Origin of the sequence: Marinobacter sp. ST-43 (genome assembly GCF_030541085.1) — a bacterium.
Classification (GTDB): Bacteria; Pseudomonadota; Gammaproteobacteria; order Pseudomonadales; family Oleiphilaceae; genus Marinobacter; species Marinobacter nauticus.
The window spans coordinates 1-23,915 of the sequence record NZ_JASSVO010000015.1; the positions used below are offsets into that span (position 1 = coordinate 1).

The 23,915-nt window shown below is 54.6% G+C and carries 19 protein-coding genes; 16 read left to right on the forward strand and 3 right to left on the reverse strand.

The annotated features are described in order from the left end of the window. The 7 genes from QPL98_RS15205 to QPL98_RS15235 all read left to right on the forward strand — a co-directional run. On the forward strand, positions 1–914 hold a 914-nt coding region (locus QPL98_RS15205), incomplete at its 5' end, for a CsgG/HfaB family protein (protein WP_303293547.1). Continuing rightward, the gene (locus tag QPL98_RS15210) at positions 914–1,234 is read left to right on the forward strand and encodes a hypothetical protein (RefSeq protein WP_303293548.1); all 321 of its coding nucleotides are present in this window, start codon (positions 914–916) and stop codon (positions 1,232–1,234) included. The genes QPL98_RS15205 and QPL98_RS15210, both read left to right, overlap by 1 nt. Continuing rightward, on the forward strand, positions 1,227–1,574 hold the full coding sequence (locus tag QPL98_RS15215; protein WP_303293549.1) for a DUF4810 domain-containing protein: 348 nt from the start codon (positions 1,227–1,229) through the stop codon (positions 1,572–1,574). The genes QPL98_RS15210 and QPL98_RS15215 overlap by 8 nt, the downstream gene beginning before the upstream one ends. Beyond that, positions 1,571–2,272 carry a GNA1162 family protein gene (locus QPL98_RS15220; protein ID WP_303293550.1) on the forward strand — a complete coding sequence of 234 codons (702 nt, stop codon included), beginning with the start codon at positions 1,571–1,573 and terminating at the stop codon, positions 2,270–2,272. The genes QPL98_RS15215 and QPL98_RS15220 overlap by 4 nt, the downstream gene beginning before the upstream one ends. 110 nt (positions 2,273–2,382) lie before the next feature. Continuing rightward, the gene (locus tag QPL98_RS15225) at positions 2,383–8,823 is read left to right on the forward strand and encodes a DEAD/DEAH box helicase (RefSeq protein WP_303293551.1); all 6,441 of its coding nucleotides are present in this window, start codon (positions 2,383–2,385) and stop codon (positions 8,821–8,823) included. 1 nt (position 8,824) lies between these two features. Then, positions 8,825–10,945, forward strand: a complete 2,121-nt coding sequence (locus QPL98_RS15230) for a UvrD-helicase domain-containing protein (protein ID WP_303293552.1) — start codon at positions 8,825–8,827, stop codon at positions 10,943–10,945. Positions 10,946–10,969: 24 nt separating this feature from the next. Further along, a complete protein-coding gene (locus QPL98_RS15235; protein WP_303293553.1) occupies positions 10,970–12,079 on the forward strand; it encodes an ADP-ribosylglycohydrolase family protein in 1,110 nt (369 codons plus the stop codon). Positions 12,080–12,095: 16 nt separating this feature from the next. On the opposite strand, the gene QPL98_RS15240 is transcribed toward QPL98_RS15235, so the two are convergent. Both QPL98_RS15240 and QPL98_RS15245 read right to left on the reverse strand, forming a co-directional pair. Beyond that, the gene (locus QPL98_RS15240) at positions 12,096–12,230 is read right to left on the reverse strand and encodes a hypothetical protein (protein WP_303293554.1); all 135 of its coding nucleotides are present in this window, start codon (positions 12,228–12,230) and stop codon (positions 12,096–12,098) included. Between the two features lie 33 nt (positions 12,231–12,263). Then, entirely contained in the window at positions 12,264–12,887 is a 624-nt protein-coding gene (locus QPL98_RS15245; protein ID WP_303293555.1) for a hypothetical protein, read from the reverse strand. A 350-nt stretch (positions 12,888–13,237) separates the two neighbouring features. Here QPL98_RS15245 and QPL98_RS15250 point away from each other — a divergent pair, with 350 nt between their 5' ends. The 9 genes from QPL98_RS15250 to QPL98_RS15290 all read left to right on the forward strand — a co-directional run bounded on the left by QPL98_RS15250 (position 13,238) and on the right by QPL98_RS15290 (position 18,179). Then, on the forward strand, positions 13,238–13,477 hold the full coding sequence (locus QPL98_RS15250; RefSeq protein WP_303293556.1) for a hypothetical protein: 240 nt from the start codon (positions 13,238–13,240) through the stop codon (positions 13,475–13,477). After that, positions 13,477–13,854, forward strand: a complete 378-nt coding sequence (locus tag QPL98_RS15255) for an antitoxin Xre-like helix-turn-helix domain-containing protein (RefSeq protein ID WP_303293557.1) — start codon at positions 13,477–13,479, stop codon at positions 13,852–13,854. Before QPL98_RS15250 ends, QPL98_RS15255 begins: the two co-directional genes overlap by 1 nt. A gap of 23 nt (positions 13,855–13,877) precedes the next feature. Next, complete coding sequence (locus tag QPL98_RS15260; RefSeq protein WP_303293558.1) at positions 13,878–14,300, forward strand: hypothetical protein; 423 nt, start codon at positions 13,878–13,880, stop codon at positions 14,298–14,300. A gap of 131 nt (positions 14,301–14,431) precedes the next feature. Beyond that, positions 14,432–15,133 (forward strand): metallophosphoesterase, encoded by a 702-nt coding sequence (locus tag QPL98_RS15265; protein ID WP_303293559.1) that lies wholly within the window; start codon positions 14,432–14,434, stop codon positions 15,131–15,133. Beyond that, positions 15,126–15,338, forward strand: coding sequence for a hypothetical protein (locus QPL98_RS15270; protein ID WP_303293560.1), 213 nt, complete (start codon positions 15,126–15,128; stop codon positions 15,336–15,338). Before QPL98_RS15265 ends, QPL98_RS15270 begins: the two co-directional genes overlap by 8 nt. Next, complete coding sequence (locus QPL98_RS15275; protein ID WP_303293561.1) at positions 15,335–15,982, forward strand: metallophosphatase domain-containing protein; 648 nt, start codon at positions 15,335–15,337, stop codon at positions 15,980–15,982. The genes QPL98_RS15270 and QPL98_RS15275 overlap by 4 nt, the downstream gene beginning before the upstream one ends. A 13-nt stretch (positions 15,983–15,995) precedes the next feature. After that, positions 15,996–16,235: a hypothetical protein gene (locus QPL98_RS15280; RefSeq protein ID WP_303293562.1), complete on the forward strand. Its 240-nt coding sequence runs from the start codon at positions 15,996–15,998 to the stop codon at positions 16,233–16,235. Positions 16,236–16,239: 4 nt separating this feature from the next. After that, a complete protein-coding gene (locus tag QPL98_RS15285) occupies positions 16,240–16,554 on the forward strand; it encodes an antitoxin Xre/MbcA/ParS toxin-binding domain-containing protein (RefSeq protein WP_303293563.1) in 315 nt (104 codons plus the stop codon). Between the two features lie 761 nt (positions 16,555–17,315). Beyond that, the gene (locus tag QPL98_RS15290) at positions 17,316–18,179 is read left to right on the forward strand and encodes a hypothetical protein (protein ID WP_303293564.1); all 864 of its coding nucleotides are present in this window, start codon (positions 17,316–17,318) and stop codon (positions 18,177–18,179) included. Here QPL98_RS15290 and QPL98_RS15295 read toward each other — a convergent pair. Continuing rightward, on the reverse strand, positions 18,167–23,635 hold the full coding sequence (locus tag QPL98_RS15295; RefSeq protein WP_303293565.1) for a hypothetical protein: 5,469 nt from the start codon (positions 23,633–23,635) through the stop codon (positions 18,167–18,169). The two genes, QPL98_RS15290 and QPL98_RS15295, sit on opposite strands and share 13 nt — an antisense overlap. Positions 23,636–23,915: the final 280 nt, after the last annotated feature.

Genomic DNA, 23,915 nt, shown 5'->3' on the forward strand with positions numbered 1-23,915 from the left:
GAGACTTCGGAGTAAGAAGAGAAACCCCGCGTCGCTACGCTCCGATGGGTGGCAGCCTTGCTCCGGTCCGGGTGGCAGGCTTCACGTGGAATGGGTGGCAACCTTCAGCGGTTTACGCAGCCGTGGGCCGGTTGTCTAACGAAACCAACTACGGTCGAAGTCTTTTGCGTCAGAACGCTGAAGATCAGCTTGGCGGGAAAGTTACTGACATGTTCCTGCAAGCACTGACGAACAGCGAAAGCTTTCTCGTGTTCGAGCGTCCTGACATTTCGCTGTTGCAGAAAGAGGCGCAGCTTTCCGGGCAAGAGGTCAACATTGTTGGTGTCGATACTCTGGTAATCGGTTCGTTGACCCAGTTCGGTAGAGCGACCACTGGCGAGCGTGGTTTTCTTTCGTCTTCAAAAAAGCAGGAAGCGACGGCCACCGTTGATATCCGGTTGGTTGATGTCAAAACCGGCCGGGTATTCGAATCTGTTACGGGTTCGGGTTCATCTTCTACCGAACATGCGCGCACCATGGGGTTTGGTTCAGCGGCCGGTTATGACGGCAGCCTGAACGACCAGGCTATTGCGGCTGCAGTTACGGCGGCGGTAGATAAGATGACGCGCTTGTTTATGGATAAGCCCTGGACGGCGGATTTATTGGGCGAAGAGGAAGGGATGCTGTTCATCAGCGGCGGTGAAAGCCAGGGGGTAAAACCCGGGATGGTATTCAACGTTGAAACGCGGGGCCGGGATGTCCAATCCAAAACTACCGGAACGACTATCACTTTGCCCGGTAAAAAAGTTGCAGAGGTAAAGGTGGTGAGCCTGTTTGGTGACGATGTTCTTAATCAGGGGGCAGCAACCACGATCGTCAATGGCTCTATTGATGGGCTGGAGCTCAGCGAACTGGTAGTTAAGGAGAAAAAATAATGAGAGTCCTGATCGTTTCTTTGTTTTTAGTGTTGTTATCCGCCTGTGTTCAAACCCCAACACGGACAACCGAGGTAGTTGATGATCGGCCAGGGCTCGCTTTTGAGCTGCATTCTTCTGCGGCTAAAACCTATGAGCTGAAGGTTGACGGTGTTTCTTATGGACCAGTCGGCCAATATCTGGCTGGGGAAAATCGGCTCAGGATCATTGATGGCAAGCACCAGGTTGAGCTGCTTTCCGGTAACAAAGTTGTGTACAGCCAAACGGTTTATCTGGGTGCTGGTAGCAATCGCATTCTGAAGGTCGGTAACTATGAATAAGTCTTTGGTTTTGATGCTGTTGAGCGCGCTGTTATTGGCGGGATGTGCGACTGGGAACAAGTCGCTGTATGACTGGGGCCAGTATGAGCAAACGTTGTTTGTGGTTTACCACGAGCCGGAATACAAAGACCAGGCATTGGAGAACTATCTTGCCTTTGTGCGTCAGTACGAGGGACAGAGCAGATTGGCGCCAGGTTTGTATGCTGAGGCCGGAACCTTCTTGCTAGAGCAGGGTGACGTTAATGGTGCGATCGGCTTCTATAAAATGGAGTACGAACGTTGGCCTGAGAGTCGTCCGATGTTAGGCATCCTTATTGAAAACCTGGAGGGTCAGCTATGAAACCAATGAACCTGCTTGCGTTGTTGGTTTTGACGTTAATCATTTCTGGCTGTGCAACGACTGGTGACCCCAATCGGCTAAATGCGTTCCATGATGCCCAGCCAAAGTCGATTCTGGTAGTTCCTCCGGTGAATGATGTGACGGATGTTCAGGCCACCACCTCAGTATTGGCAACTCTGCCGTACTTCCTTGGTGAAAAAGGGTTCTATGTATTTCCGGTGAACACCGTAAAAACCATGCTGGAATTCGAAGGGTATTACGAGCCCGCTGAAGTACATGCTGCGCCACCAGAACAACTTGCGAATCTTTTCAAGGCTGATGCTGTACTTTATGTGACGATTCATGAATGGACGTCTAAATACATGGTCTTCGCCACAACTACACAAGTTGATTTTGGCTACAAGCTCGTTTCTGCCGACGGCGCAACGCTCTGGGAAGATCGTTTGCAGGCTCAATATTCTCCGAATAACAACGGCGGCGGTGGTCTGATAGGTTTGATTGTGGACGCGGTTGAGGCTGCTGTGGAGCGCGCAAATCCGACATACATACCGTTGACAAAAACAGTGCACGCACAAGCTTTGGTGACTCCAGCTGGAGTGGGCAGCCATCGGGGAATACCTGTTGGACCGTATCACCCTGGGTATTCGGCCTATTATTCACAGGTTACCCAAGCCAGCGGTGAAGCAACAAATGACTGAATAAGTTCTTAAATCTGAGAGTTATATCCAAGTTATTAGTAATGGACGGTGGCGGGTAAAGTTTACCCCGCCACCTTCACTATTTTTTAGTGACCGTATACGGAGCCCCCATGATCCCCGGTTTGTTGGCCACGGAAGTTTCAGCAGCCCTGCGTGAATTCATCGTTACCGGTTATGAAACCGAGACGGATCCGTTCAAGGGCGAGTTCCGCCGCCTGGTCGAAGAGCAGCAAGACGGCGAAGCGTTTATCAAGGGGCCTTACGTTTCTGTCGGCTTGCCGTTTCTCACCGGCTCTTCTGGTCGGGATTTCTTCAAAAGCTTTGAGACCGAGCACCCGCCTTATGCCCACCAGGAGCAAGCCTGGCAACGTTTGGCATCTGACCGGCGTGCTGCAAATACGCTGGTAGCGACCGGTACCGGTTCCGGTAAGACCGAGTGTTTTATGTATCCGGTTTTGGACCACTGCCGTCGGGAATCGGGCAAGGGCATCAAGGCGATTGTGATTTACCCCATGAACGCCCTTGCCACAGACCAGGCCAAGCGCTTTGCTGCGGAAATTCACCGGCAGCCATCCCTCAAGGGGCTTCGGGTGGGGCTGTTTGTGGGGGGCGATGGTGTCGGCTCCAAGGTGATGGGGCCGGACCAGGTCATTACAGATAAAGAAACCCTGCGCAACAACCCGCCGGACATTCTGCTCACCAACTACAAGATGCTGGATTACCTGTTGATGCGCCCGCAGGACCAGAAACTGTGGGCCCATAACGGGCCGGATACCCTGCGCTATCTGGTGGTGGATGAGCTGCATACCTTTGACGGGGCCCAGGGGACGGATTTGTCGTTGCTGGTGCGCCGCTTGCGGGCCCGGTTTGATATGACTCCGCAGCAGTTGGTGTGCGTGGGTACCTCGGCCACGCTGGGCGGGGATGACAGTGTCAATGGCTTGTTGAGCTACGCTTCAGACATCTTCTCCAGCCCGTTTCGCCGGGATTCCGTGATTGCAGAACAGCGCCAGAGTGATTCGGAGTTTCTGGATAACTTGGCGTTTCTGGGGCTGAACAAGGATATCGGGCCGGAGGAGCTGGCCCTGGCCCTGAATGAGGGGCTGCAGGCCTATCTTCTGAAAGCTTACGATCTGTACTTCAGTAAGCAGCCGGAACTGGCGCTGGATTCAAAAGAAGGGCGGATTCAGTTGGGCAAAGAGCTCAAGCAGCACGGCCAGCTGGCGAACCTGTTGCGGCAACTGAAGCTGGGGCAGGGCACGCCCCGTTTCCGGGAGCTGGTGGAAAAGCTGGCTTCGCAGATTCCGCCGCGGTTCCAGCGTCAGCCGGAGCAGGCGTTGATTGCCTTGCTGGCCATGCTGTCCCACGCCCGGGATGGGGTGGGCAGGCCTTTTGTGCAGTTGCGTTTGCAGCTTTGGTCCCGGGAACTGCGGCGTATTGTCGGCACCTTGCGGGAGCCTTTACCCCAGGCGGCTGCAGACGATGTTGAGAACGGACGCAGTGCCGAGCTGCCGCCTTTGCTGGCGTTTGGTGATGACAAGCCACCGAAGGATCAGCGCCAGGTGCGGCTGCCACTGGTGCAGTGCCGGGAATGCCATGGCACCGCCTGGCTAACGCGCATGGAGATGAGCCATGTGTCGGATCAGGTGGTGGAAACCGAGTTGCAGAACATCTACAGCGCGTTTTTCGGTAACCACGAAGAAACCGCTTTGCTGTTGCCCTGGCAGCAAGGCGCGGGCATGTCTCCCGCTGGTATGTACCTGGATAATTTCCGGGTGTGCCGGGATTGCGGGCGCACGGCGGCGGCGGACTATACCGGTGCCTGCAAGGGCTGCCAGGCGGGCAATGAAGCGCTGGTGCGGGTCAGCAAGCCCCATCAGTTGAAGGAGGTGAAGCGCGACAATGTAAACCGCGTGGTTCACGAACATGATTGCCCTTTCTGTTCCGCCAAGTCGGCGTTGGTTGTGTTCGGTGCCCGGGCGGCGAGCCTGAGTGCGGTGGCCATTCACCAGTTGTTCAGCAGTCGTGACAACGACGACCGAAAGCTGCTGACCTTCAGCGATTCCGTTCAGGACGCCACCCATCGTGCAGGTTTTTTCGCAGCCCGCACCTGGCAGAACAACGTAAGGATGGCGCTCACCCAGCTTCTGGAAAACCAGCCGGAACCGGCACCGCTGCTGCAGTTGCCGGAGTTGTTTGAAGCGTTCTGGCTGAAGCAGGGCGATCAGCAGGGCCGGCTACCGCTGCAGCGTTACCTGAAGGAGTTCATGCCGCCGGATAAACGTTTTACGGCGGATTTCGAGTACTTTGAAACCACCGGTGAGGTGCGTGACTCAGCCCGGTTACTCAAGCTCATTCGTGGGCGCATGTTGTGGCAGGTGCTGGAAGATCTTGGCTGGCGGGCCCAGGTGGGGCGCTCCCTGAACCGGTTAGGTGTTGGTGCCCTGGATTGGCCGGCAGAACCGGTAGCAGGGGCGGCCGCGGCCTGGAGGGAAACCGTCGACAACACCCTGGGCTACCGTATTGATAGTGATGCAGCGGCCGGCCTGATGACGGGTCTGGTCCAGCACCTGGTGAATCTGGGGGCGTTCGGGCTGAAAGATCTGGCTTACTACCGGGAAAAATCTGGTAAAAGCTATCTGCTTAAGTTTCTGGACTATGCGCCTCCCATGGGGCCGTCTTCACCAAGGCCACGTTACCCGGCTCTGGCGAAGGCGGAGGGCTACGAGCCACTCAGCCATAACAACGCCTCGAAATCCTGGTACGAGAACTGGCTGATCTGCCTGAACCCGGACACCCTGATAGACCGCAAGCAGATGGAGCAGGTGCTTGCGGCGGCCCTGGATGCCCTGGCGGCGGCCGGTATGGTGCTGTCTGAAACCAACGAACGTGGCATCAGGCTCTGGGCACTGAACCCGGAGGTGTTGACCATCACAACGGATGTGCAGGCAGTAGAGTGTGAAGGCTATCGCCCCATGCACGTGCCGGCAGAGAAGGCCCGGAGCTGGCTAGGGTTGCCACTGGTCAGTGCCGCCGGGCCGGAGTTGCTTTACGAAAACGTGGTGCCGGTGCGCAACACGTTGTACCGGAACCTGTATCGCCATGGCGAGATCCACCGGGTGATTGCCCACGAACATACCGGGCTGCTGGCCACCAGTGAACGGGTTCGGGTCGAAAACAGCTTTATCAAAGGCGAAAAGCCCTGGGAATATAATCTGCTGTCTGCCACGCCTACGCTGGAAATGGGTATCGATATTGGTGACCTGTCCAGTGTGCTGCTGTGCTCTGTGCCACCGGCCCAGGCCAACTACCTGCAGCGGGTGGGCCGGGGTGGCCGCCGCGATGGCAATTCCTTTGTGCTGACGGTGGCCAACGGCCGTCCCCATGACCTGGTGTTCTACGCAGACCCGGGCCGGATGCTGGACACCCCGGTGGAACCACCGGCGGTGTTCCTGAAAGCCCGCCACGTGCTGCGCCGACAATTACTGGCCTACACCATGGATTGCTGGACGAGCTGGGCGAGCGGGGACAATCAGGTGCCGCACACCATGCAGCCGGTACTGGATGCGGTGGAAAAGGCCCAGGAAGACCGTTTTCCATACACCCTGCTGAATTACCTGAAACACAATATGCAGGAGATCTGGGACGGTTTCAGTAGCCATGTGGCCACGGAGCTGAGCGGGGATGACCTGGAGTTGCTGCGCCAATATCTGTTCGGCGGGCCGCAGTACGATGAAGATCGCCTGGAGTTGTACCTTATCGCGCGCCTGAAGTTGGTTGCCGATGAGCGTAACCGCATGGCCACGACCATCAAGAACCTGGACAAACAGCTGGAAAAGCTGCGCAAACAGCCCCAAGACGAGCATACCCAGGCAGAGATTCTGGAACTGGAGCGGGAAGCGGCCGGGTATCGTGGCATGCGCATTCGTCTGAACAAGCGCGAGACCCTGAACTTCTTCACCGACGAAGGTTTACTGCCCAACTACGCCTTCCCGGAAGAGGGCGCGACGCTGCATTCGGTGATTTTCCGTTCCGAGAAAGGCGCGGGCGGCGATGGTGCCGAAAACGAGTTCGTGAAGCGCGAATACGAATACCAGCGCCCGGCCCAGGCAGCGCTGACGGAGCTGGCACCGGAATCGGTGTTCTATGCGGGCAACCGCAAAGTGAAGGTGACCCGGGTGGAAACCGCCAAGGGCCGCAACATTCAGGACTGGCGTTTTTGCCCGCGATGCCATTATTCCGCGCCGGCCGATGAGCCGGATGCCGGCTTCAGCGCCAAAACCTGCCCCCGTTGTCACACTAATCAGTGGGGCGATGAAAGCGCCCGCACCAAGATGCTGAAGATGACGCAGGTTTATGCGTTCACCAACGCCAGGGACGCGATTCTGGATGACCGCTCGGATGACCGGGAACCGGTGTTCTTCAATAAGCAGATGTTGATTGATTTCAAGCCGTCTGACGTGCCGATCACCTGGGTGCTGGACGACAAAGACAAGCCTTTCGGTTTTGAGTTTATCCGTTCCGCCCGGTTCCTGGAGGTCAATTTTGGCCGCCGGGAAGGGGAAGAGATGTACTTCGATGTGGCCGGTGAGCACATTCAGCGCGCGGGTTTTCCCATCTGCCGCGAATGCGGTTCGGTGCAGACCAAAGCCGCAGCCAAGGGCAAGAAAGAAGCGGAACACCTGAAGTCTTGCAGCTATGCTCGTGGGCCCAAGAAGTTGCCTGGCGGCAAGGAAGACACTGGCCTTGAAAACTGCCTGTACCTGTACCGCCAGTTTTCCTCTGAGGCGTTGCGAATTTTGCTGCCCCGGTTGTCGACCGGTGGCACCGAGGAGCAGGTGAATTCCTTTGTAGCAGCCCTGCAGTTAGGCCTTAAGCGCCGGTTTGGCGGCAAGGTGGACCACCTGCGGGTGGCGTACCAGAGCGAACCGGTGGGTGAAACTGATGAGCGCAGGCACTTTATCGTGCTTTACGATTCCGTGCCCGGTGGCACGGGTTACCTGCATGAGCTGCTGAGCCGTGCCGAGAACATGCAGGAGGTATTCCGCAAAGCCTATGAGGTGATGGATGCATGTGACTGCTACCAGAACACCATGGACGGCTGCTATCGCTGCCTGCTGGAGTATCGCAATGCCTACGGCATGGAGAGCACCAGCAAGGCGCTGGCTCTGGAGATGCTCAAGGATATTGTGGACGGCGACCATCAGTGGGTTCAGGACAAACAGGGCCTGAGTGCTTTGGGTGGCAATCCCTGGATCGACTCCGAGCTGGAGGCGCGTTTTCCAGAGGCCTTGGCGCGATTCTCCGGCGAAGACTGCGTGGGCAACCACAAAGTGCGGGTAGGCAAGGATATTATCCGTGGCAAAAGCGGTTACCGGCTGACCATTGGTGACCTGGCCTATGAAATCGAGCCCCAGGTGAATTTGGGCATGGCGGAGGGCGTTCAGTTCGCCAGCAAACCCGATTTCGTGCTCTGGCCCGTGCGCTCCGGCTTGCTGCCGGTCGCTATTTTCCTGGATGGATACAAGTTCCATGGTGATAAGGCCAGCGAAGACCTGCTCAAACGCCAGGCCCTGATGCGCGCCGGTTTTGTGGTGTGGACCCTGAACTGGTACGACGTGAACAAAGTGATGGGCGACAAGGCCATGGATGTGCCCTTGCCACTGGGAATGACCACACCAGAGCAACACCATCAGGCCATTGCCGGGCTCGCGAAGGTGGCCGGGCTGGAGAACACCGCCGTACACCTGAACAAGTGCACCTTTGACCTTCTGATGCACTTTCTGACCGAGCAGGATGCCACCGCGCTGCAGCAACAGGGGTTATTCTTCCTCCTGCAGTGCCTGCCGGCCCGCGCACTGGCCGACCCTGCGGTTAAAACCGCCGTACTGGACAGCCTGAACGGACTGCCAGCCAGCTTTACAGACCTGATGCCCCAGCCCGCAGCCCTTGCCGGCGCGGTAGAGCTGACCGACGACAAATCTGCAGCCGCGATCACTCTGAGCCTCCTGGCCGGCCCGGAACTGCTGAAATCCTTCGATCGGGGCAAAGCCTTGGTGTCGGTAAGCTACACCCTGAAAAAAGGCAGCGAAGAACAGGCCCGATACCAGTGGCAACGCTTCTGGGCGGCCGTGAACTTCCTCCAGTTCCTGCCCGTGTTCTACGCCTGGACTCCCGACTCCAAAAACAGTGGCATAGCCGCCGGCCTCGAGTGGGGGCAGATCCAGGTCCAGAATAACAAGCTTGAAAAGCGGGAGCAGGCTCCCGCCTGGTTTGAAAATCTAGAGGAAGAGCTCCGCCTGGAGCTGGACGCTCATTCGGCAAACTGGCCTGATGAGGCGTTGGTGGCTGAGGCTGTGGTTACCGGAGAGCTGGATGAAGTGGTTGGTGAGGCCGAGCTGATGTTTGTTGATGCGAAGATTGCTTTGTTGCTTGAGGACATTGAGGATCAGGTGGCGGCGAGGCCACACCTGGAAGCGGATGGATGGCGGGTCTGCGCTTCGGTTGATGAATTGGTTGCTGCCATGAATGAATTGGAATCGGGAGCCTGAGATGGCGAGTGTTGCATTCTCTGACAAGTACTTTGACAGCCTGCTGGAGCTGACCCCCAAGGAGCAAAGCCAGGCGAATAAAGCGGTTATGCTGTTCCAGCAGGACCGTAACCATCCCAGCCTCAACTATGAGAAATTGCCCGCATTCAAAGACAACAAGGTTCGCTCCATTCGTGCCAATCAGGATGTACGTATCATTCTGGCCGCTGCCGAGAAGGAAGATCTTTATCTGATGCTGTACGTGGATCACCACGAGCCGGCGTATAAATGGGCGGAAAAGCGCAAGATCGAGATCAACCCGAATACCGGTAGTCTGCAGGTATTTACGGTTGAGGAAAGTACGCTCGAGCAGGCAACCGGTATACAGCAAACGCCCGCTCAGCCCGGTCTGTTTGATGCCGTGCGCGATCGCCAGTTACTTCAACTCGGCGTTCCGGAAGAAGCACTTCCCGTAATTCGCTCCATGAGGATCGAGGCAGATCTGGAAACGGCTCTGATTAACGAGCAGATTCCCAAAGACGCTCACGATGGCCTGTTCATGCTGATGGCCGGAGCCAGTTTTGAAGAGGCCTACAACGAAGTAGTTCCTGCGGCCCCGCAGACAGTGGATACCGAAGACTTCACCGCAGCACTGACTCGGCCCGAATCCCGCGCGTTGTTTACGGTGGCCGAAAACGAGCAGGCTCTGCAGGAGGTGCTCAATCAGTCCATTGAGAAATGGCGGGTATTCCTTCACCCGGCCCAGCGCCGCCTGGCGGAGGGAAAGAAGAACGGCCCGGTTCGGGTACTGGGTGGTGCCGGTACGGGTAAGACGGTGGTTGCCATGCATCGGGCCAAGTGGTTAGCCAATCATCTTGATGAAGGTGACGGAAAGATTCTGTTCACGACCTTTACCAAAAACCTCGCTGCAGATATCCAGCAAAACCTGAACAAAATCTGCTCCCAGGACGCTCTTTCCCGGATTGAGGTACAGAACCTCGATGCCTGGGTGATGAACTTCCTGAAAAAGCAGGGCTACGATTACGGATTGCTCCTGGATAGCCGCGAGGAGAAGAAGCTCTGGGAACAGGCCTATTCGGAGAAGCCGGCCAGCATTGATCTTGAAATAGCCTTCTTTCAGGAGGAATGGGCGAGGGTGGTTCAGTCTCAATCGGTTAGCAATGTGGATGAGTACAAAAAGGCATCCCGTATCGGCCGAGGCACTCGTCTGAATCGTCAGCAGCGGGTGGAGATCTGGCCGGTTTTCGAGCGTTACCGGCACCTGCTTGCCAGCAACTATCTGAAAGAAACCGATGACGCCTACCGGGATGCCCGTGAACTGATCGAGAACAAGCCAGAGCTTCGGCCTGCCCTGGCGGCTGTCATCGTGGATGAGGCGCAGGACATGGGTAGTCAAGCATTCATGCTGATCCGCGCCTTAGTACCACCCGGCCAAAACGATCTGTTTATCGTGGGTGATGGCCACCAGAGAATCTACGGCAAGAATAAGGTTGTCCTGGGCCAGTGCGGTATTGATATTCGGGGCCGTAGTGCTCGCCTTAAAATCAATTATCGAACCACGGATGAAACCCGCAAGATGGCGGTGAGTATTCTGGAAGGTGTGGAAGTTGATGATCTGGACGGAGGGGAAGACACCCAGAAGTTCTACCACTCGCTGATGCATGGCCCGGCACCCGAGGTGCGCTGTTTCGAGTCCATGGATCAGCAGGCGGAAGCTATTCTAACCGCCATTAAAGCCAAGGGTCTGACACCGGAAGCCTGCTGCGTGATCGCTCGTACCCGCCGTGAGGTGAATGAACTGAAAGCCGCACTGGAAAGCCGGCAGCAACTTTGTCACGTTCTGGAAGGGCAGAGTGCTGCGACGCCAGATGATGCTTTGAACCTGGCGACCATGCACCGGGTAAAGGGGCTTGAGTTTGATGGCGTGTTCCTGGCATCTGCCAACCAGGGGCTTGTGCCGCTGGACTTTGTGGTGAACTCCGCCGCAGATGCGGTTACCCGCCGGCAGCGAGAGAATGAAGAGCGGGCCTTGGTATATGTAAGCCTTACACGAGCCAGGAAGTTTGCCTTTGTATTTGGGTATGGGCGGATGAGTGAGTGGTTTGCAGGGTTTGCTGATTAACGTTTATGAAAGGGAGTTTTGACCGTGGATCAGCACAATCTGCAGCCCAAACGTGACCAGAATGGCCAAATCCAGAAGCGATACACCGCCTGCCTCCTCGGCGGTGCCATAGGCGATGCCCTCGGTGCCGCCGTAGAATTCATGCCCCGCGCTGAAATCCTGCGCCGGTTCGGCCCCGAAGGTATAACCGATTATGCCGAAGCCTACGGTGGTAAAGGCAAGATTACGGACGACACGCAGATGACCCTATTCACCGCAGAAGGCCTGCTGAGAGGGCAGATGCGGGGTGTCAGTAAAGGCATTGCGGGTTTTGACCACACAGTTGCCAACGCCTATTTACGATGGCTGGCAACTCAGGGCTATGAGTGCCGTGCAGTAACCGTAGAGAAAGACGGCTGGTTGTTTCAGCAGCGAGACCTGCACAGCCAGCGAGCGCCCGGTATGACGTGTTTGAGTGCATTGCGGGATTATCCGGGCGTTCCAGAGGTCGCCGGCAATGACAGTAAGGGTTGTGGCGGTGTCATGCGGGTGGCTCCGGTAGGGCTGTACTGGCGGACCTTCAGCGGTAGTTTCGGGTTGGAGAGGGTATTTGAAGATGGCTGCATGTGCGCCGGCCTTACCCATGGCCATCCCAGCGGTTATCTTACCGGTGGTGTGCTGGCAGTTGTGATCTTTGAGTTATTGAACGACAAAACTCTGCTGGATGCTCTGGGTGCCGCCAGAACATTACTGGTTGCAGAGCGCGGTCACGAGGAGACTTTGGCGGCCCTGGATAAAGCGATTGCACTGAGCCAGTCCGGGAAGCCACATCATATTGCTATTCAGGAACTCGGAGAAGGCTGGGTAGCAGAGGAGGCGCTGGCGATTTCTGTTTATTGCGCCCTGGTGGCGAAGAACTTAGAGCAGGGCATTGTGCTGGCGGTGAATCACGATGGGGATTCAGACTCTACCGGCGCCATTACCGGAAACATTCTTGGGGCCATGCACGGCACTGGTGTGATTCCGCAGCGATGGCTGGAGCCATTGGAGCTTCGTGAGGTTATCGAGGCCGTTGCGTCAGATTTGTGGACGTGCAGGGAGTGGCATTCTTACATGGAGGACGATGGGTTCTGGGAGCGGTATCCTGGGTATTGAAGCGCTGAACCCTCCATCAGCTCCTTGTGCCTTTAAATCTCCTCCGGGCACAAGCTTCCAGCGCATCAGCCTTCCAATACCCAACAACACCAATGGCCAGTAACGACAAGACAAAGCTTCCATAACCGATGAGTGCTGCTGTCATGTTCATGGTGCCTCCGTGTTATCTAGTGCTGGGTGTTCATCATACCTGCCCGGAGATATCTCTGGCGAGTATCTCAACTTCTAAAGGGTCATGGCCTGAGGCGAGCCAGTCCCTTGGGCTTAGGCGGCGGTTGCCGAGCAGCAGATCACCGTTTTCGGCCGTCATAAACCGGTTCAGGGTAAGCAGGTTCACACCCGGGCCAATGTTCTGAAAAATGATCTGAAGGTGGGGGAGTGTGGCTTCCTCTGTAAATTGCCAACGAGGAAACAACAACACACCGCTGGGAGACTTAAACGTGTATAGCCCTGGAGGTGTCATCGCAAGAAGGCCGCGAACCGCTTCCTTTGATGTGGAAAGACGTTGGGCTACCTCGTCCAGAGTAAGCGCTTGCTCAATGATATCTCGCACCTCATTCTGGAGCCGCTGGATCTGGCGGCGGGTTATTTCTTGGCTGGTAAGGCCGTCAGTGTCTGTGAACCTCGCTCCTCCGGCTTTGAGAATGTCCCTTTCTTTTGGCGATAGGGGCTGGCTTTTCTGATGAGTTTCGTTGGCGGGCTGTGAGTTCGAAATGCTGTTCTGGATGTTTTGAGACAGCATGTAAGCCAGATAGTCTTGACTCACCTCGGTGGCAAGCTGATTACGAATTTCGTCGTCTGATTGCACGTCTCAAACCTTCCATTCGGATCAACAACACAAAGCCGGCGCTAAATTGGTATCCGGGGGCGGCTCCGAACTCTGCACTGCATTGGTGCGAGTTCCCTTATGAAATTCTGGAGTCAGATAATATCGTAGTCTGGATTTTACGATAATTTACTCAATCACGGTTTATCACGCCGACCACCGCAATCTTCATTAACATTTTTACCAATTGTTTCCACTCCCCATCAAGAGGCAACGGCATAAACTAACGTCAGGTTGTTGCGTAATTGCACTTTGACCCTGACTCGACCACGTGATCAAAGCGGGTTATGGTTCCTTGAACTGCCCCGCTAGTGACCATGGAGTGCGTTACCATGACGATAAAACGCCCAACCGAAAAAGAGCTCCTAGAAGGCCTCAATCCCCACACCGCCCATGCCGATGAGTTGGCAGAGCCGTTGCCTCAGGAGCTTACACCTCTGGAACGCCTTAAAGGTTCGGTTAAGCGCTATGATCGGCCGACCGACCCGGTTTGGGACGAGTATTTCGACTCTGAAGGCGTCAGTGAAGACTTTATGGAAGATCGAGAGCAGCCCAAGAACGGACGAACATAATGACCCTCGATGACGAAAAAGCCATAGGGCATTTGGCTCTCAAAGGATTCTTTGGTATCTGCCGTGAGTGGGGCTGCACAGAGGAAGAAATGATGCAGATGCTTGGCGGTGTGTCCCAGAGCACGCTGACCAAGTATCAGGCGTTGCCTCACTTAAATCTCTCTCGGGATACCATGGAGCGGATCAGCTACATTCTGGGTATCTACAAATCCTTGAGAATCATGTACCCGACGGCTGAACGTGCTAATCGCCGAATTCGCCTGGAAACCAGTGAAGCTCCTTTTTCCGGGACGTCCGCCCTGGACTTTATGGCGCAAGGCTCCCTGAAGCATCTTATGGAAACTCGACGCTACTTTGATGCAAAGCGGGCAGGGTAACCCGCCATGGTAGAACGATAACAATGCCGGCTCCATACATTACCGGCCTGACGGCACTCTGTACTCTTCACCCGGGGCGCTTAAAACCTTTCTGGCACAACATGGGGGCACCCGATGTCTGGGCTATCGCCGGTCATAACCACCCGGATACCTCTTTGTTGTTCGGAGAACGAGAGATTGTAGATATATCGGAGTTTCTGGCGCTGTCAGGGCTACCGGTGACATTGTCTAGGTGCGCCAGCTACGAACGCGCCGTGTTTGACCTGCTTTACCATCACATTGAACAGAACAATCGGATAGTGCCCAACGTCCAGCCTACCGATATCAATGATGTGGTGGACTTTGACCACATCATCGCCTGGGTTTGGGAGTGGGAGCGGTCTGGCCAGTTAAAACGTGGGGAAGCCATGCGGAACTGGTTGAGGGCAGAGGCCTGGAGTAGCTGAACTACTCCAGGGCTTTCTCCCTGAGATTTCCGGGCTCGTATCAACGCTGGTGTTTTTTGATCGGCATTGCTAGCCTATAGCCATATGTTGTTGTTGATAAAAGGCAATCTGCCTACATGTGGTATTTGTTGATGAGCATGCGACTGACCCCGCACCGATTTTTTGCCGCCAATCCGACCGGAGTGGATTGGGTCTGTGGTGACCTTCACGGCGAGTTTAAGGCTCTGCAGGCCGCGTTGTCGGATGCTGGTTTCAACAAAGTGGTTGATCGCCTGTTTCTGCTGGGAGACACCATTGATCGCGGACCCGATTCGCGGGCTCTTCTGGAGTGGGTGCTGACAACGGACTGGGTACACAGCGTGATGGGCAACCATGAGTTGATGTTTATCGCTGGCGCTGAAGATATCAGAAGCCGCTACAAGCATCGGGGAATGGGCGGTGACTGGGCCGCGAGCCTGGATGAGGTTTCCTATAAGAGCTTGGCAACCCGCTGTCGTTACCAGTTGCCACTCACCATTACGTTGGAATGCGAGAACGGCCAACTCGGGTTGATACATGCCCAAAGCCCATTCGACGACTGGTGCACCGTTCAGGACAGCCCCTTCTCAGAGCGTTTTGCCATTGAGTGTACCTGGCTCTGGAGTCGGGCGCAGGGGGCGGATCACGCCATTTCGGGCATCTCGGCCGTGGTGTCAGGTCACATTGGAACTGACGAGATGGTTCAGAAGGGCAATCAGCTCTGGATTGATACTCTGGCAAAAACCGGTCAGGTGCCGTTGATGCCGGTTCACCAAGTGTTGGATAGAGTGACAAAGGTGCTGCGACATGAATAACGACAAACTGCTGACCGTAGATCTCGAGGCCACCTGCTGGGATTCCCGGTTAAACCCGGAGGGCGAGCCACAAAGTGTCCACAATATGGAAATTATTGAGGTCGGTTGCGCTGTGGGCGATGCGCGCAACATGGTCCAATTGCTTCCTTATATGGATTGGCGCCTGGAGCCAGAATTGTTAACGCCACAGGAGTGCACAGGATGAAGCTGGTCTGTATCTCAGATACCCACAGCATGCACCGTCGTATTCCGGAGATTCCCGATGGCGATGTGCTTGTTCATGCCGGCGATAGTCTGGGCCAAGGCACATTAGAGAATATCGAAGAGCTCAATGACTGGCTCGGAACGCTGCCGCATCGCCATAAGATTGTGATTGCAGGCAACCACGACTGGGCCTTTCAGGAGACGCCAGATCTGGCCAGGCAGGCTTTGACCAACGCCATATACCTGGAAAACAGCGGGGTCGAGATTGAAGGCATACGATTTTGGGGATCCCCCTGGACGCCGACTTTCATGGATTGGGCGTTCATGCTGGAGCGTGGTGAGCCACTGTACGAAAATTGGCAAGGCATTCCGGACAACACCGATGTTCTCATCACCCACGGCCCGCCTCACGGCATTGGAGATGAGGTCAACCTGGGGTTCAAATGCCAGAATGTCGGATGCGTTGATTTGCTTCACCGAATCCAGCAACTCTCACTCAAAGCGCATATCTTTGGCCATATCCACGAGGGCTACGGGGAATACTGGCGGGGAAGCATGAAACTGATTAATGCCAGCACCTGTACCGCTCGCTACGAACCTAAAAATGAGCCTGTCGTGGTAGAGATATGGCAAGGTCGTATTTGACCGAGGAGTTTGAATGACAGCGGAAGAACTGATTGAACATTTGAAGTTACTGCCGCCGGAAACGCCTGTTATGGTTGAGGGTTACGAAACGGGGTTCGATGATATTGTCGAGCTCACCTCAGAACAGGTTGTCCGGTACCGACGTGCTCAGGAGTGGGATGGTGAATACCAACCACTCGAAAGGTTTTCCAGCCAAGACACTGGGTCAATGCAGGCCTCGGTGATACGCGGCCGAAAAGGAAATAGAAGGTAAGACGATGACACGGCGCAAACGCTACAGCTTGAGTGATTTGATGGCCCAGTGTGACCTGAGTGCCCCAATGCCAGAGGCATTTCGAGAATGGGATCAGATGGTGCCAGTTGGCCTGGAGCAGGAAATTACACAGCAAGCGGCCGATGTCATTCTCCAGGCGATACGGGTTTTTGAATCCCAGGAGCTTGCGTTCGAGTGGCTACAGCGCGCTGTTCCGGCGCTCGATGGTGAAAAACCTTTCGACCTGCTGGGCTCTGATGAGGGTTGTGCCTCAGTAGCTTCTGCGCTCCAGAAAATTGCGTGGGGAGACTTCAGTTGATGTAGGCTGTCGCCGGTCGCCATATTGCTCTTGGATCCTCTCTTGCATCCAAGGAAACTGTCTTTACCTTCCAGTGTGCCTCCTGACCACTCAATCAAGCCGTCAACTGCAACTGCGGAAGATTGCCGTCCGTATTGATCGATTTTCTTACCGACTCTCAGAACGTCGAGGTGTCAGACACGTGATTGGCTTGAGAGTCACTTCAAGACTGATTTTGGTGGTGTCAGTTTGATTCGGAGGACTCGGATAATTCGTGGATTTCCCGCCAGAGCCTGACATGTGATCTGAGTGCCAAGCCGCTAATCAGTGCGGCCGGCTCGGCTAGGATCACCGACATGATCAAAAGCCATACTAAAAAGTTGTCTCACCTGCCTGACTTTCTTTCTGCATGCTGAATAGTACGCAAAAAACACACTTTTCCGGCGCCATCTGGTCTTTTTTCTCTGGAAAATATGAATTGGTGATGCCCGTGTTTTGTCTTGGCAGATCATGGGTGTCGCCTAAATGACCCGACATTGCCATCGTTCAGAGCTGCCCGCCCAATTCGAGCCTGGGGCGTGGTAAAAGAATGATTGAGCATTGATCAACCGAGCTGGTGTAGGTCGGCAATAACCTCACCCCAAAGCCATGCGGCAGAAGTCGAAAGTCTGGTTAACCGGACAAGAATCCGGTGAAAGCTTAGTCGAGGGTCAATGAGCGCTATATCGTTTACGTGCGCTAGCGAGAAACACACATGGGAAAGTTCGGGGGAATAAAATCTTATGGGTATTGATGAAGGATCCGAATCGTTCGACGGTACTATCGTCGTTTTACACCCGGCAAGTGCACCGCACGTCGTTAATTCCGGCGGGGTGCTTGAGTTTGAGGAAGATTCTTCAATTGTCCTGCCCGCCCAGAAACAGCTAAAGGACGCCGTCGTTTCAGCTCTTAATGATTTTCAAGATTTGAAGAAATTGGCGGCGATTTCTGTAGAGTGGCGTCTCAGGATTGAACCTGCGCACAATGTCGAATTCCCGGCAACTTACGTTGTGAGGCTGGTAGGACCTGGGGCTACGGCTTCGGAGGTGGAAGTATTCAGGGCTGCCGCTCGATTGGTATTTAGGGATTTGATCCCACAGGGGATATTGGGCGAACCGGAAGATGAGTCAATTCTTTCCAAAAAGGAACAAGAGTTTCTTGGAACCCTTAGCCGGGGGATAGCGGCAAAATTTGCGAGCCGCTCTATCAAGCAGGGCGTCATGGTGAGGTTTGGCTTTGAAGATCTCAGCGGGGCAACAATACAAGGAGTCATGCCGTCTTTGACCGTAGAACAAAAAGCTCTTGGCACTGTGCGGGCAGCTGGTAGGCCGTTAGGGTTCGACGAGCAAAAAAGTACAGTGACTCTGTGGGTAACATCCGGCGCTAACCATGATGACACCCCGGAACTCGAGGGAAGAACTGAGATTTTGTGCCACGATCTGGATTTTCTTCGTGTTTTCGCCAGAGCCTATGCGAATCGAAGTCTGGTGAAGTTTCAAGTGGTGAGCCAGCAAGATGCCAGAAAGCAAAAAGCGGTATTGACTCTTCTTGAACTAGCTGAAGTGGCGGTGGACCCTGCGGCGAGCTTCGACCTTCAGTTAGGATAGGCGGGTAACGGTGACAGTGGTGCGGGTTTAGGGCAGTAGGCTGATGCAATTGCGATGTAAAGTAGTACTAACTCCAGGCGATCATGGATTTGGGTAACGATAGGGTTGGTGAGTACTAATCCTGCGTAAGAGCGCGCCCTTGTATACCTTTTATCGTAGTCCTCGTTGAAGGTATCCAATTGCAGCGAGGCGGCAACCGGCAGAAATTCACCTGCTAGAACCACTCTATGAGCTCGTGGAGCATAATCGGGCTTGCTTTTTATGACGACTTTGTACGAATTCTCGGGGATTTTGAACGCGTCCACCAGAAGCCGCATCAGATGAGCATCTTCGACCTCGTTCATTAACAAGTGGCCATTTCTACCAACGAGATTCGAGGCCTGGGCGAGAGAAGGTAGCGGTCGGTCAGTATCCAGTTCCTCAAAGTTGTGCAGCTCGTCGCACATATTCAGCAATCTGGGCCAAACGGCATCCGAGCGCGACTTCAGTAAATACTTCGGCAATTTGGTGCCATACACGAATGCCTTCTTCATTTGTTTCGGGTCATAGACTTTGAACCGCAACCCCGCATTTATCCGGTCAACCAGAATTTCCACATCGGCGAGTTCTCCCGGTGGCAGGCGAAGCATCGGTTCGATTCCGTGAGCCGCGTACCCAAGCGCCATCAGTCTCAGAGCTTCCATCACAATAAGGGGCGTGAGTCTGGTTCGCTGTGCAAAAATGGTGGGAGCCGCACTCTCGACTTCACTGGCGGATTTTACAGGCCAACGATCAATCTGGAGGGCCTTTGAAATCGTGCCGGCGTAGTGGGTGGTTACCGGAGTGAGCCTGTCTGCCCACTCTGTCATCATGCGGTTATAGGAGCGAAATTGCGTTCGAGGCGAGTGGTGCCCGAGCGCCCGGGCGATCGCCATAGAGCCGCGTCTTGACGGCAGCCCGTGGTTGCCGAGCAGTATGTTTCGGAGGCTCTCCCTATCGACCGATTCAGTGAGTTTTTGCGCAAGCGGTGTGCCTATCTCAAACAAGGCGCTGTTCAGCACATTACAGAATCCGTGGCGGGCCTGGTGCAGGCTCATGCGGGTGTTTCCGGTCACCAATTTAAGCGTCCGGGCAATATCCGATGGAATGGATCCCGCAAACGGCGTGAGGTTACCCTCTTTGTCGGCAAGGATCGGCTTATTGTCGGCGTTACCCAGCCTGGTCGTATATTGTGTCAGTATTGATGTAACCAGTGACCGCTCGACAGCACTCAGTTGAAATACCAGCGGTACAGCCCGCCGGCTGTGGACGCTGCTTTTCAGGCCGCGTATGGAGTTGCTTTGAACCAGTACCCAGGTCAACCCAGCGGATTCGCACCAGTCTGAGCGGAGCAGGCCAATCGCTTCCTGGGCTCTGAGTCCGAAGCGGAAGCCTAACAGAAGTACAAAGGCGGCTTGCATACCCCGTTCGATATCCTCGGTGTCAGGGCGCAGTAGCAGTTGGAGGGCCTGGAGGTACTCGTTCTCTGAAAATAACCTTGGACGAACCGAGCGTCGGGCATTGCCTAAATCAAGTTCGTCCCAGTCGGGAGAAGACACCCCGCGCTCACTCGCCCAGTCGAAGAATTCAATAAGACGTGCCGAAAAATACGCCAGGTCTTTCAGTTTCTCAGCGCAGTAAGACAGCATTTTGGCGCAAAGCTCAGTGACGTCCTCCTCGGCCATCAACAGCAAATCCGCCTTGTAGGCGAAACCACGAAATGGGCCAGACAGTTCACCTAAGTACCGTTTGATAGACCCAGTTGCGTAGGCTTTGTGCGCGTGGTTAGCTCGGCCTTTACCTTTTCGGATTCGGTGTGCGACCCAGTAGCCAAGTAGCAAAATGGCACTGCTTACAGAGTGAGTATGGACCCGGCAATGCTGTTCGATCTGTTTGGCGATCTCTCGTGACTTGGCTTTTGTGTATTGGTTCAGGATGTCCTGCAGCCCTCCAAGAAAAGCTTTCGCTGAGTCGTAAAAAGGTTCGGGATAAGTACCAGAGGCTGATGCTGGAATTGGGGGTAAATTTTCAGTTTCTGGTAGGCTATGCTCTGGAGCGGATTCCGGTGGCTGATATCGCTGACCTTCTGTCAGGCGAAAATAATCGTACAAGCACAGGCTGGTAGGAGGGTTTCTATTACTGAGAGCGCCTGCCACCATACCCGGCAGGTCAATCAGATTCGCCTGCTCAATTAACCGGCTCAGTTCTTTTAAAAGGGTGCCCACCGACTGATCTTTTCGTTTATTGTCATCAAGATCTCTGGTTGCTGCCAGTATGTTGGCCAGTGATTGTAACGACTTCGGACAGGGCGCTGTGTCGAGATTCTTGCTGTCTTTGATTCCGAGTCCTTTTGCCAACAGTCGTCCGGTGGTGTGGTCGATCTGATGCCGTTGAACCGGTTGATTGTAATTATTAGGCTCCAGGAATTCCGAGTACTCCAGGTACACGCGTTGCTTGTGTTGTATTACCCGGAAGTTTTGCCCTTGAACCAGATCTTCCAGCAGTCTGAGATAGGATATGCGCTTTTCAATCGCAACGAATGCAGTGGCCAGCGCCAGACTATCGGATTTTGAAAATCGGGCTTGCCGAATAGCCTGCTTGGTGTCCTGCACCCACTGTTCAAGATTAGGCATGGTTTGAAGCGCTCTGGGGCAAGTGTCTCTGACCAGTGAGCGTTCGGAGCCTAGCCTCAATGTCCTGTGTCGTATGAATTGTCGTGTATGGGGACTGTGTTCCTCCAGCCATTGGACCAATACTTCCATCCGAACAGCCGCCTGAGGGTGCGGCATCCCGTTTTCGCGGGTGATCATTCTTTTTGCCAAACGATCAATATGGCTTTGATTGAGTTCGTGCTCATCGCTTGCTGGCCTGGCATCTAGCGCCAAGTCCAATTCTTTCCGGGCTGCAGAGCGTGCCAGATCACGAGCTCTGAGCCGTTCCGTGTGTCGCCGTGCCTGGCCAAAACAATCAGGCTCCCGGTAAGTATCAGCGGGTTGTTTGGCTTCAAATGCAGTGATGCCGTAGCTGGCTTTGGGTAGTGTCACCATAAAACCTAGCCGGTCAAAGCAGTCGTCCAGAGCTTCCTTGTAACGTTCATGGTCTTCTCGCCAGCACCTCGCTGAATGATCACTGTAGGAGGTTGTTCCCCGCTCCCCATGGCCCATCCAGCCGTCTATCACTTCGGGGTGAACGTCGATTCGAGCCAGCTGCTGGGCAAACCTGTGCCGAAACAAGTTCTTTGGAAGAGGCCACGAGAAGAGTTCCGTCCCTGGGACAGCTAAATCGTTTAAGGGATGCCAGGCACCATGGCTATCGAGCAGGAAGAACAGGGGCAGGGTGTCGGAGTTTCCTTCCAGAACCTGTTGGATACGATGCGCAAGGTCCTTGTGTTGATCTGAAAGGCTCGACTTGAACCGGCGAAGGTGCTCGAGATAGTCCTCCAATAGCCCTTTTGCGCCATCTGCAAGTGGAACCATTCGTCCGCAGTGAAGGCCGTCGTCGGATTTATCATTGATAAAGACGGCCGGGGGGTGATCACAGAAGTGGGCGATCGACTCGAAAGGCTCTGACAGGTTACGGCAACCGGTTGCGGCATTCAGTGCCGTGACAGTGTATTGGACCAGATGGTTGTGGAAAGTGATGGGGTCGCCTTGTGAGCTTTCCAGCAGTGCTTGGGTGGCTTTCCGAATGCCATCGACCAAAATGGACTCGAGTGGCGTAAGGAGGCTCCCGAGAAGATTGGTTCTCTCATCGCCTAATGCGGGATTTTGCAACGGAAGCTCAAATCCGTTTTGGACTTGAGCGATGCTCCAGTTGGCGTACCCACAAGCTGCAGGTAACGCCGCACGAGGGTGGGCAGAAAGTAAGCGGGCCAATGAATGATCGCCCGACTGATCGAAAACACGTTGGGACTGTGCGTTAGCGAGTTTGGCGCTGGTGAGTCTCGGGAAGTGCCGTTTTGCGTGTTGCCTGAACCAGGTTGTTAGGGCGTGTGGGCTGGCCCGTCCCCATAGTTGCCGCAGAGTGGACGTGTCCGGGAAAACATGGGTAGCCTCTCGGAGAATGTTCTGTATCTGCTCTGGCAGGGTGACGCGGAGATTGTCTTGGAACGCTTCAATCAGAGGTTGGGCTTCGGCATCTGGAAGCCAAGAGCGGTGTCGCCTTGGTCGTTCCCTGTGGGCTGTTACTAGGTCCTGGGAAATGCTCCATTCATCGCGTAAGTCATCCGTTATTTCAATTTCCTGTATGAACTCCAGGGAGCGTTCAAGATGAACGGCCAGCCAGACTAACGCGGCCCCCAGTTTTTCTTCAGGGCGGTCCTCAGCCAGAGTGCAGTTAATCCACTGATCGAGTTGATCGGCTTCTGGGGGAAGTGGTTTTTCCCAGGACCAGGGAAGATAGTTTGACAGTTCTGCCGTCTGCATCAGTATGCTTTGACCCGAGAGTTTCTGCTGTTCTGGTGTTTCTTCCGGGTCGACGCCGAACAGCAGCAGTTGATGCAGGGCTTCTTCATCGGCAGAGTCTGTTTCGCTGTCTGAATAGGCAAGAAGTTGAGGCCCGCCTGCCGAGCTGCTCAGATCCAATGCGCCCTCTGTTGCTTGGAGTAGGTTCGTAAAGGAAGTCTGAAAAGCGGTCTCTGTTTTTTGAGCTCTGGTGGGGTTGAGTTGGCCCTCTGCAACCCGTTGGATGGCCCTAAGAAGCAGCAGCTCTTTACGGGTTTCTGGCCCTGAGTATCTGGCGATTAGCTGAGATGCGGCGTGTCGGATGGCCAGGTTGAATTGGGAGTAGGAGTAGTGGTCTGACGGGCAGGCTTTCAATGACATTTCAAGAATGTTGTCAATAAGTGTCCATTTGCTGTTCTCTCCGGGGAGGCAGAGTGTGCTGGCGACCTGCTGAATCTGGTTATCGTGTGGGCAGTTATGCTCTGCGGTTCTTTCCAGTGCCTGTACGATCAGCCATATTTTTAGAGTTCTTCGTAATCGGTCGAGTAGTTTATTGTCGGAAGGGGGCTGTGGTTGGATAACCAGTTCGAGCAGAAAATGCTCGTTTTTCAGATCTGCTCCTGCCGACCGCAGAATGGTTTTCGTGTTGCCTCTTGATACGCCCTGGTGAAGACCGGAATAGTTATTGGCAAAGTCTTTATCTTGGTTTAATGAGAAAAGAAGCCTGTTTAGGTGGCTGATGTAGGGATTGTCAGCCCACTGATGCAGAATGGCCTTTGAGTCCGGGTTAGAGAGTTCGCGATACAGGTTTCCGATGATCGTGAAGTTTTCAGTGAAGCCAAAGGTGAGCGCTATGGCGTTGAAGATGTCCGAGACGTTGTTTTGTTCAGCCCAGGAACGGATGGCTTGAAGGTGAGGGCCTGGATGCCTTAAGGTCAAGTCATCGTTGTCTGATTGATCAGCCCCGTGCCATTTCTGCTTGTCGTTACTTGGCATTATTGTACTTAGTCTCCACTCCCCCTTTTACCCAAAATTCTAGATCACACATCAATTTAAGACAAATAACAGCATTTCTGCCCAAAAAAAGTGGGTCTAAATCATCAGTCTCATAACCATCCAGCCCCCGCTACCAATCCAGAAAAGCCAGCTTTTGCTGGCTTTTCTCATTTCCGGGGCCAGTGTTTTATTCTGACCCTGTTTCTTGCAAGGCAGGCCAGTTTTACTGGTCTGCCTTTTTTGTTTCCGCTTCTCTGCGATGTACCGGGTGTCCCCTCAA

Coding starts and splice junctions, on each gene's coding strand:
- QPL98_RS15210 (WP_303293548.1), top strand. CDS start 914: ATGAGAGTCCTGATCGTTTCTTTGTTTTTAGTGTTGTTATCCGCCTGT.
- QPL98_RS15215 (WP_303293549.1), top strand. CDS start 1,227: ATGAATAAGTCTTTGGTTTTGATGCTGTTGAGCGCGCTGTTATTGGCG.
- QPL98_RS15220 (WP_303293550.1), top strand. CDS start 1,571: ATGAAACCAATGAACCTGCTTGCGTTGTTGGTTTTGACGTTAATCATT.
- QPL98_RS15225 (WP_303293551.1), top strand. CDS start 2,383: ATGATCCCCGGTTTGTTGGCCACGGAAGTTTCAGCAGCCCTGCGTGAA.
- QPL98_RS15230 (WP_303293552.1), top strand. CDS start 8,825: ATGGCGAGTGTTGCATTCTCTGACAAGTACTTTGACAGCCTGCTGGAG.
- QPL98_RS15240 (WP_303293554.1), bottom strand. CDS start 12,230: ATGAACATGACAGCAGCACTCATCGGTTATGGAAGCTTTGTCTTGTCG.
- QPL98_RS15250 (WP_303293556.1), top strand. CDS start 13,238: ATGACGATAAAACGCCCAACCGAAAAAGAGCTCCTAGAAGGCCTCAAT.
- QPL98_RS15255 (WP_303293557.1), top strand. CDS start 13,477: ATGACCCTCGATGACGAAAAAGCCATAGGGCATTTGGCTCTCAAAGGA.
- QPL98_RS15260 (WP_303293558.1), top strand. CDS start 13,878: ATGCCGGCTCCATACATTACCGGCCTGACGGCACTCTGTACTCTTCAC.
- QPL98_RS15265 (WP_303293559.1), top strand. CDS start 14,432: ATGAGCATGCGACTGACCCCGCACCGATTTTTTGCCGCCAATCCGACC.
- QPL98_RS15270 (WP_303293560.1), top strand. CDS start 15,126: ATGAATAACGACAAACTGCTGACCGTAGATCTCGAGGCCACCTGCTGG.
- QPL98_RS15275 (WP_303293561.1), top strand. CDS start 15,335: ATGAAGCTGGTCTGTATCTCAGATACCCACAGCATGCACCGTCGTATT.
- QPL98_RS15280 (WP_303293562.1), top strand. CDS start 15,996: ATGACAGCGGAAGAACTGATTGAACATTTGAAGTTACTGCCGCCGGAA.
- QPL98_RS15285 (WP_303293563.1), top strand. CDS start 16,240: ATGACACGGCGCAAACGCTACAGCTTGAGTGATTTGATGGCCCAGTGT.
- QPL98_RS15290 (WP_303293564.1), top strand. CDS start 17,316: ATGGGTATTGATGAAGGATCCGAATCGTTCGACGGTACTATCGTCGTT.
- QPL98_RS15295 (WP_303293565.1), bottom strand. CDS start 23,635: ATGCCAAGTAACGACAAGCAGAAATGGCACGGGGCTGATCAATCAGAC.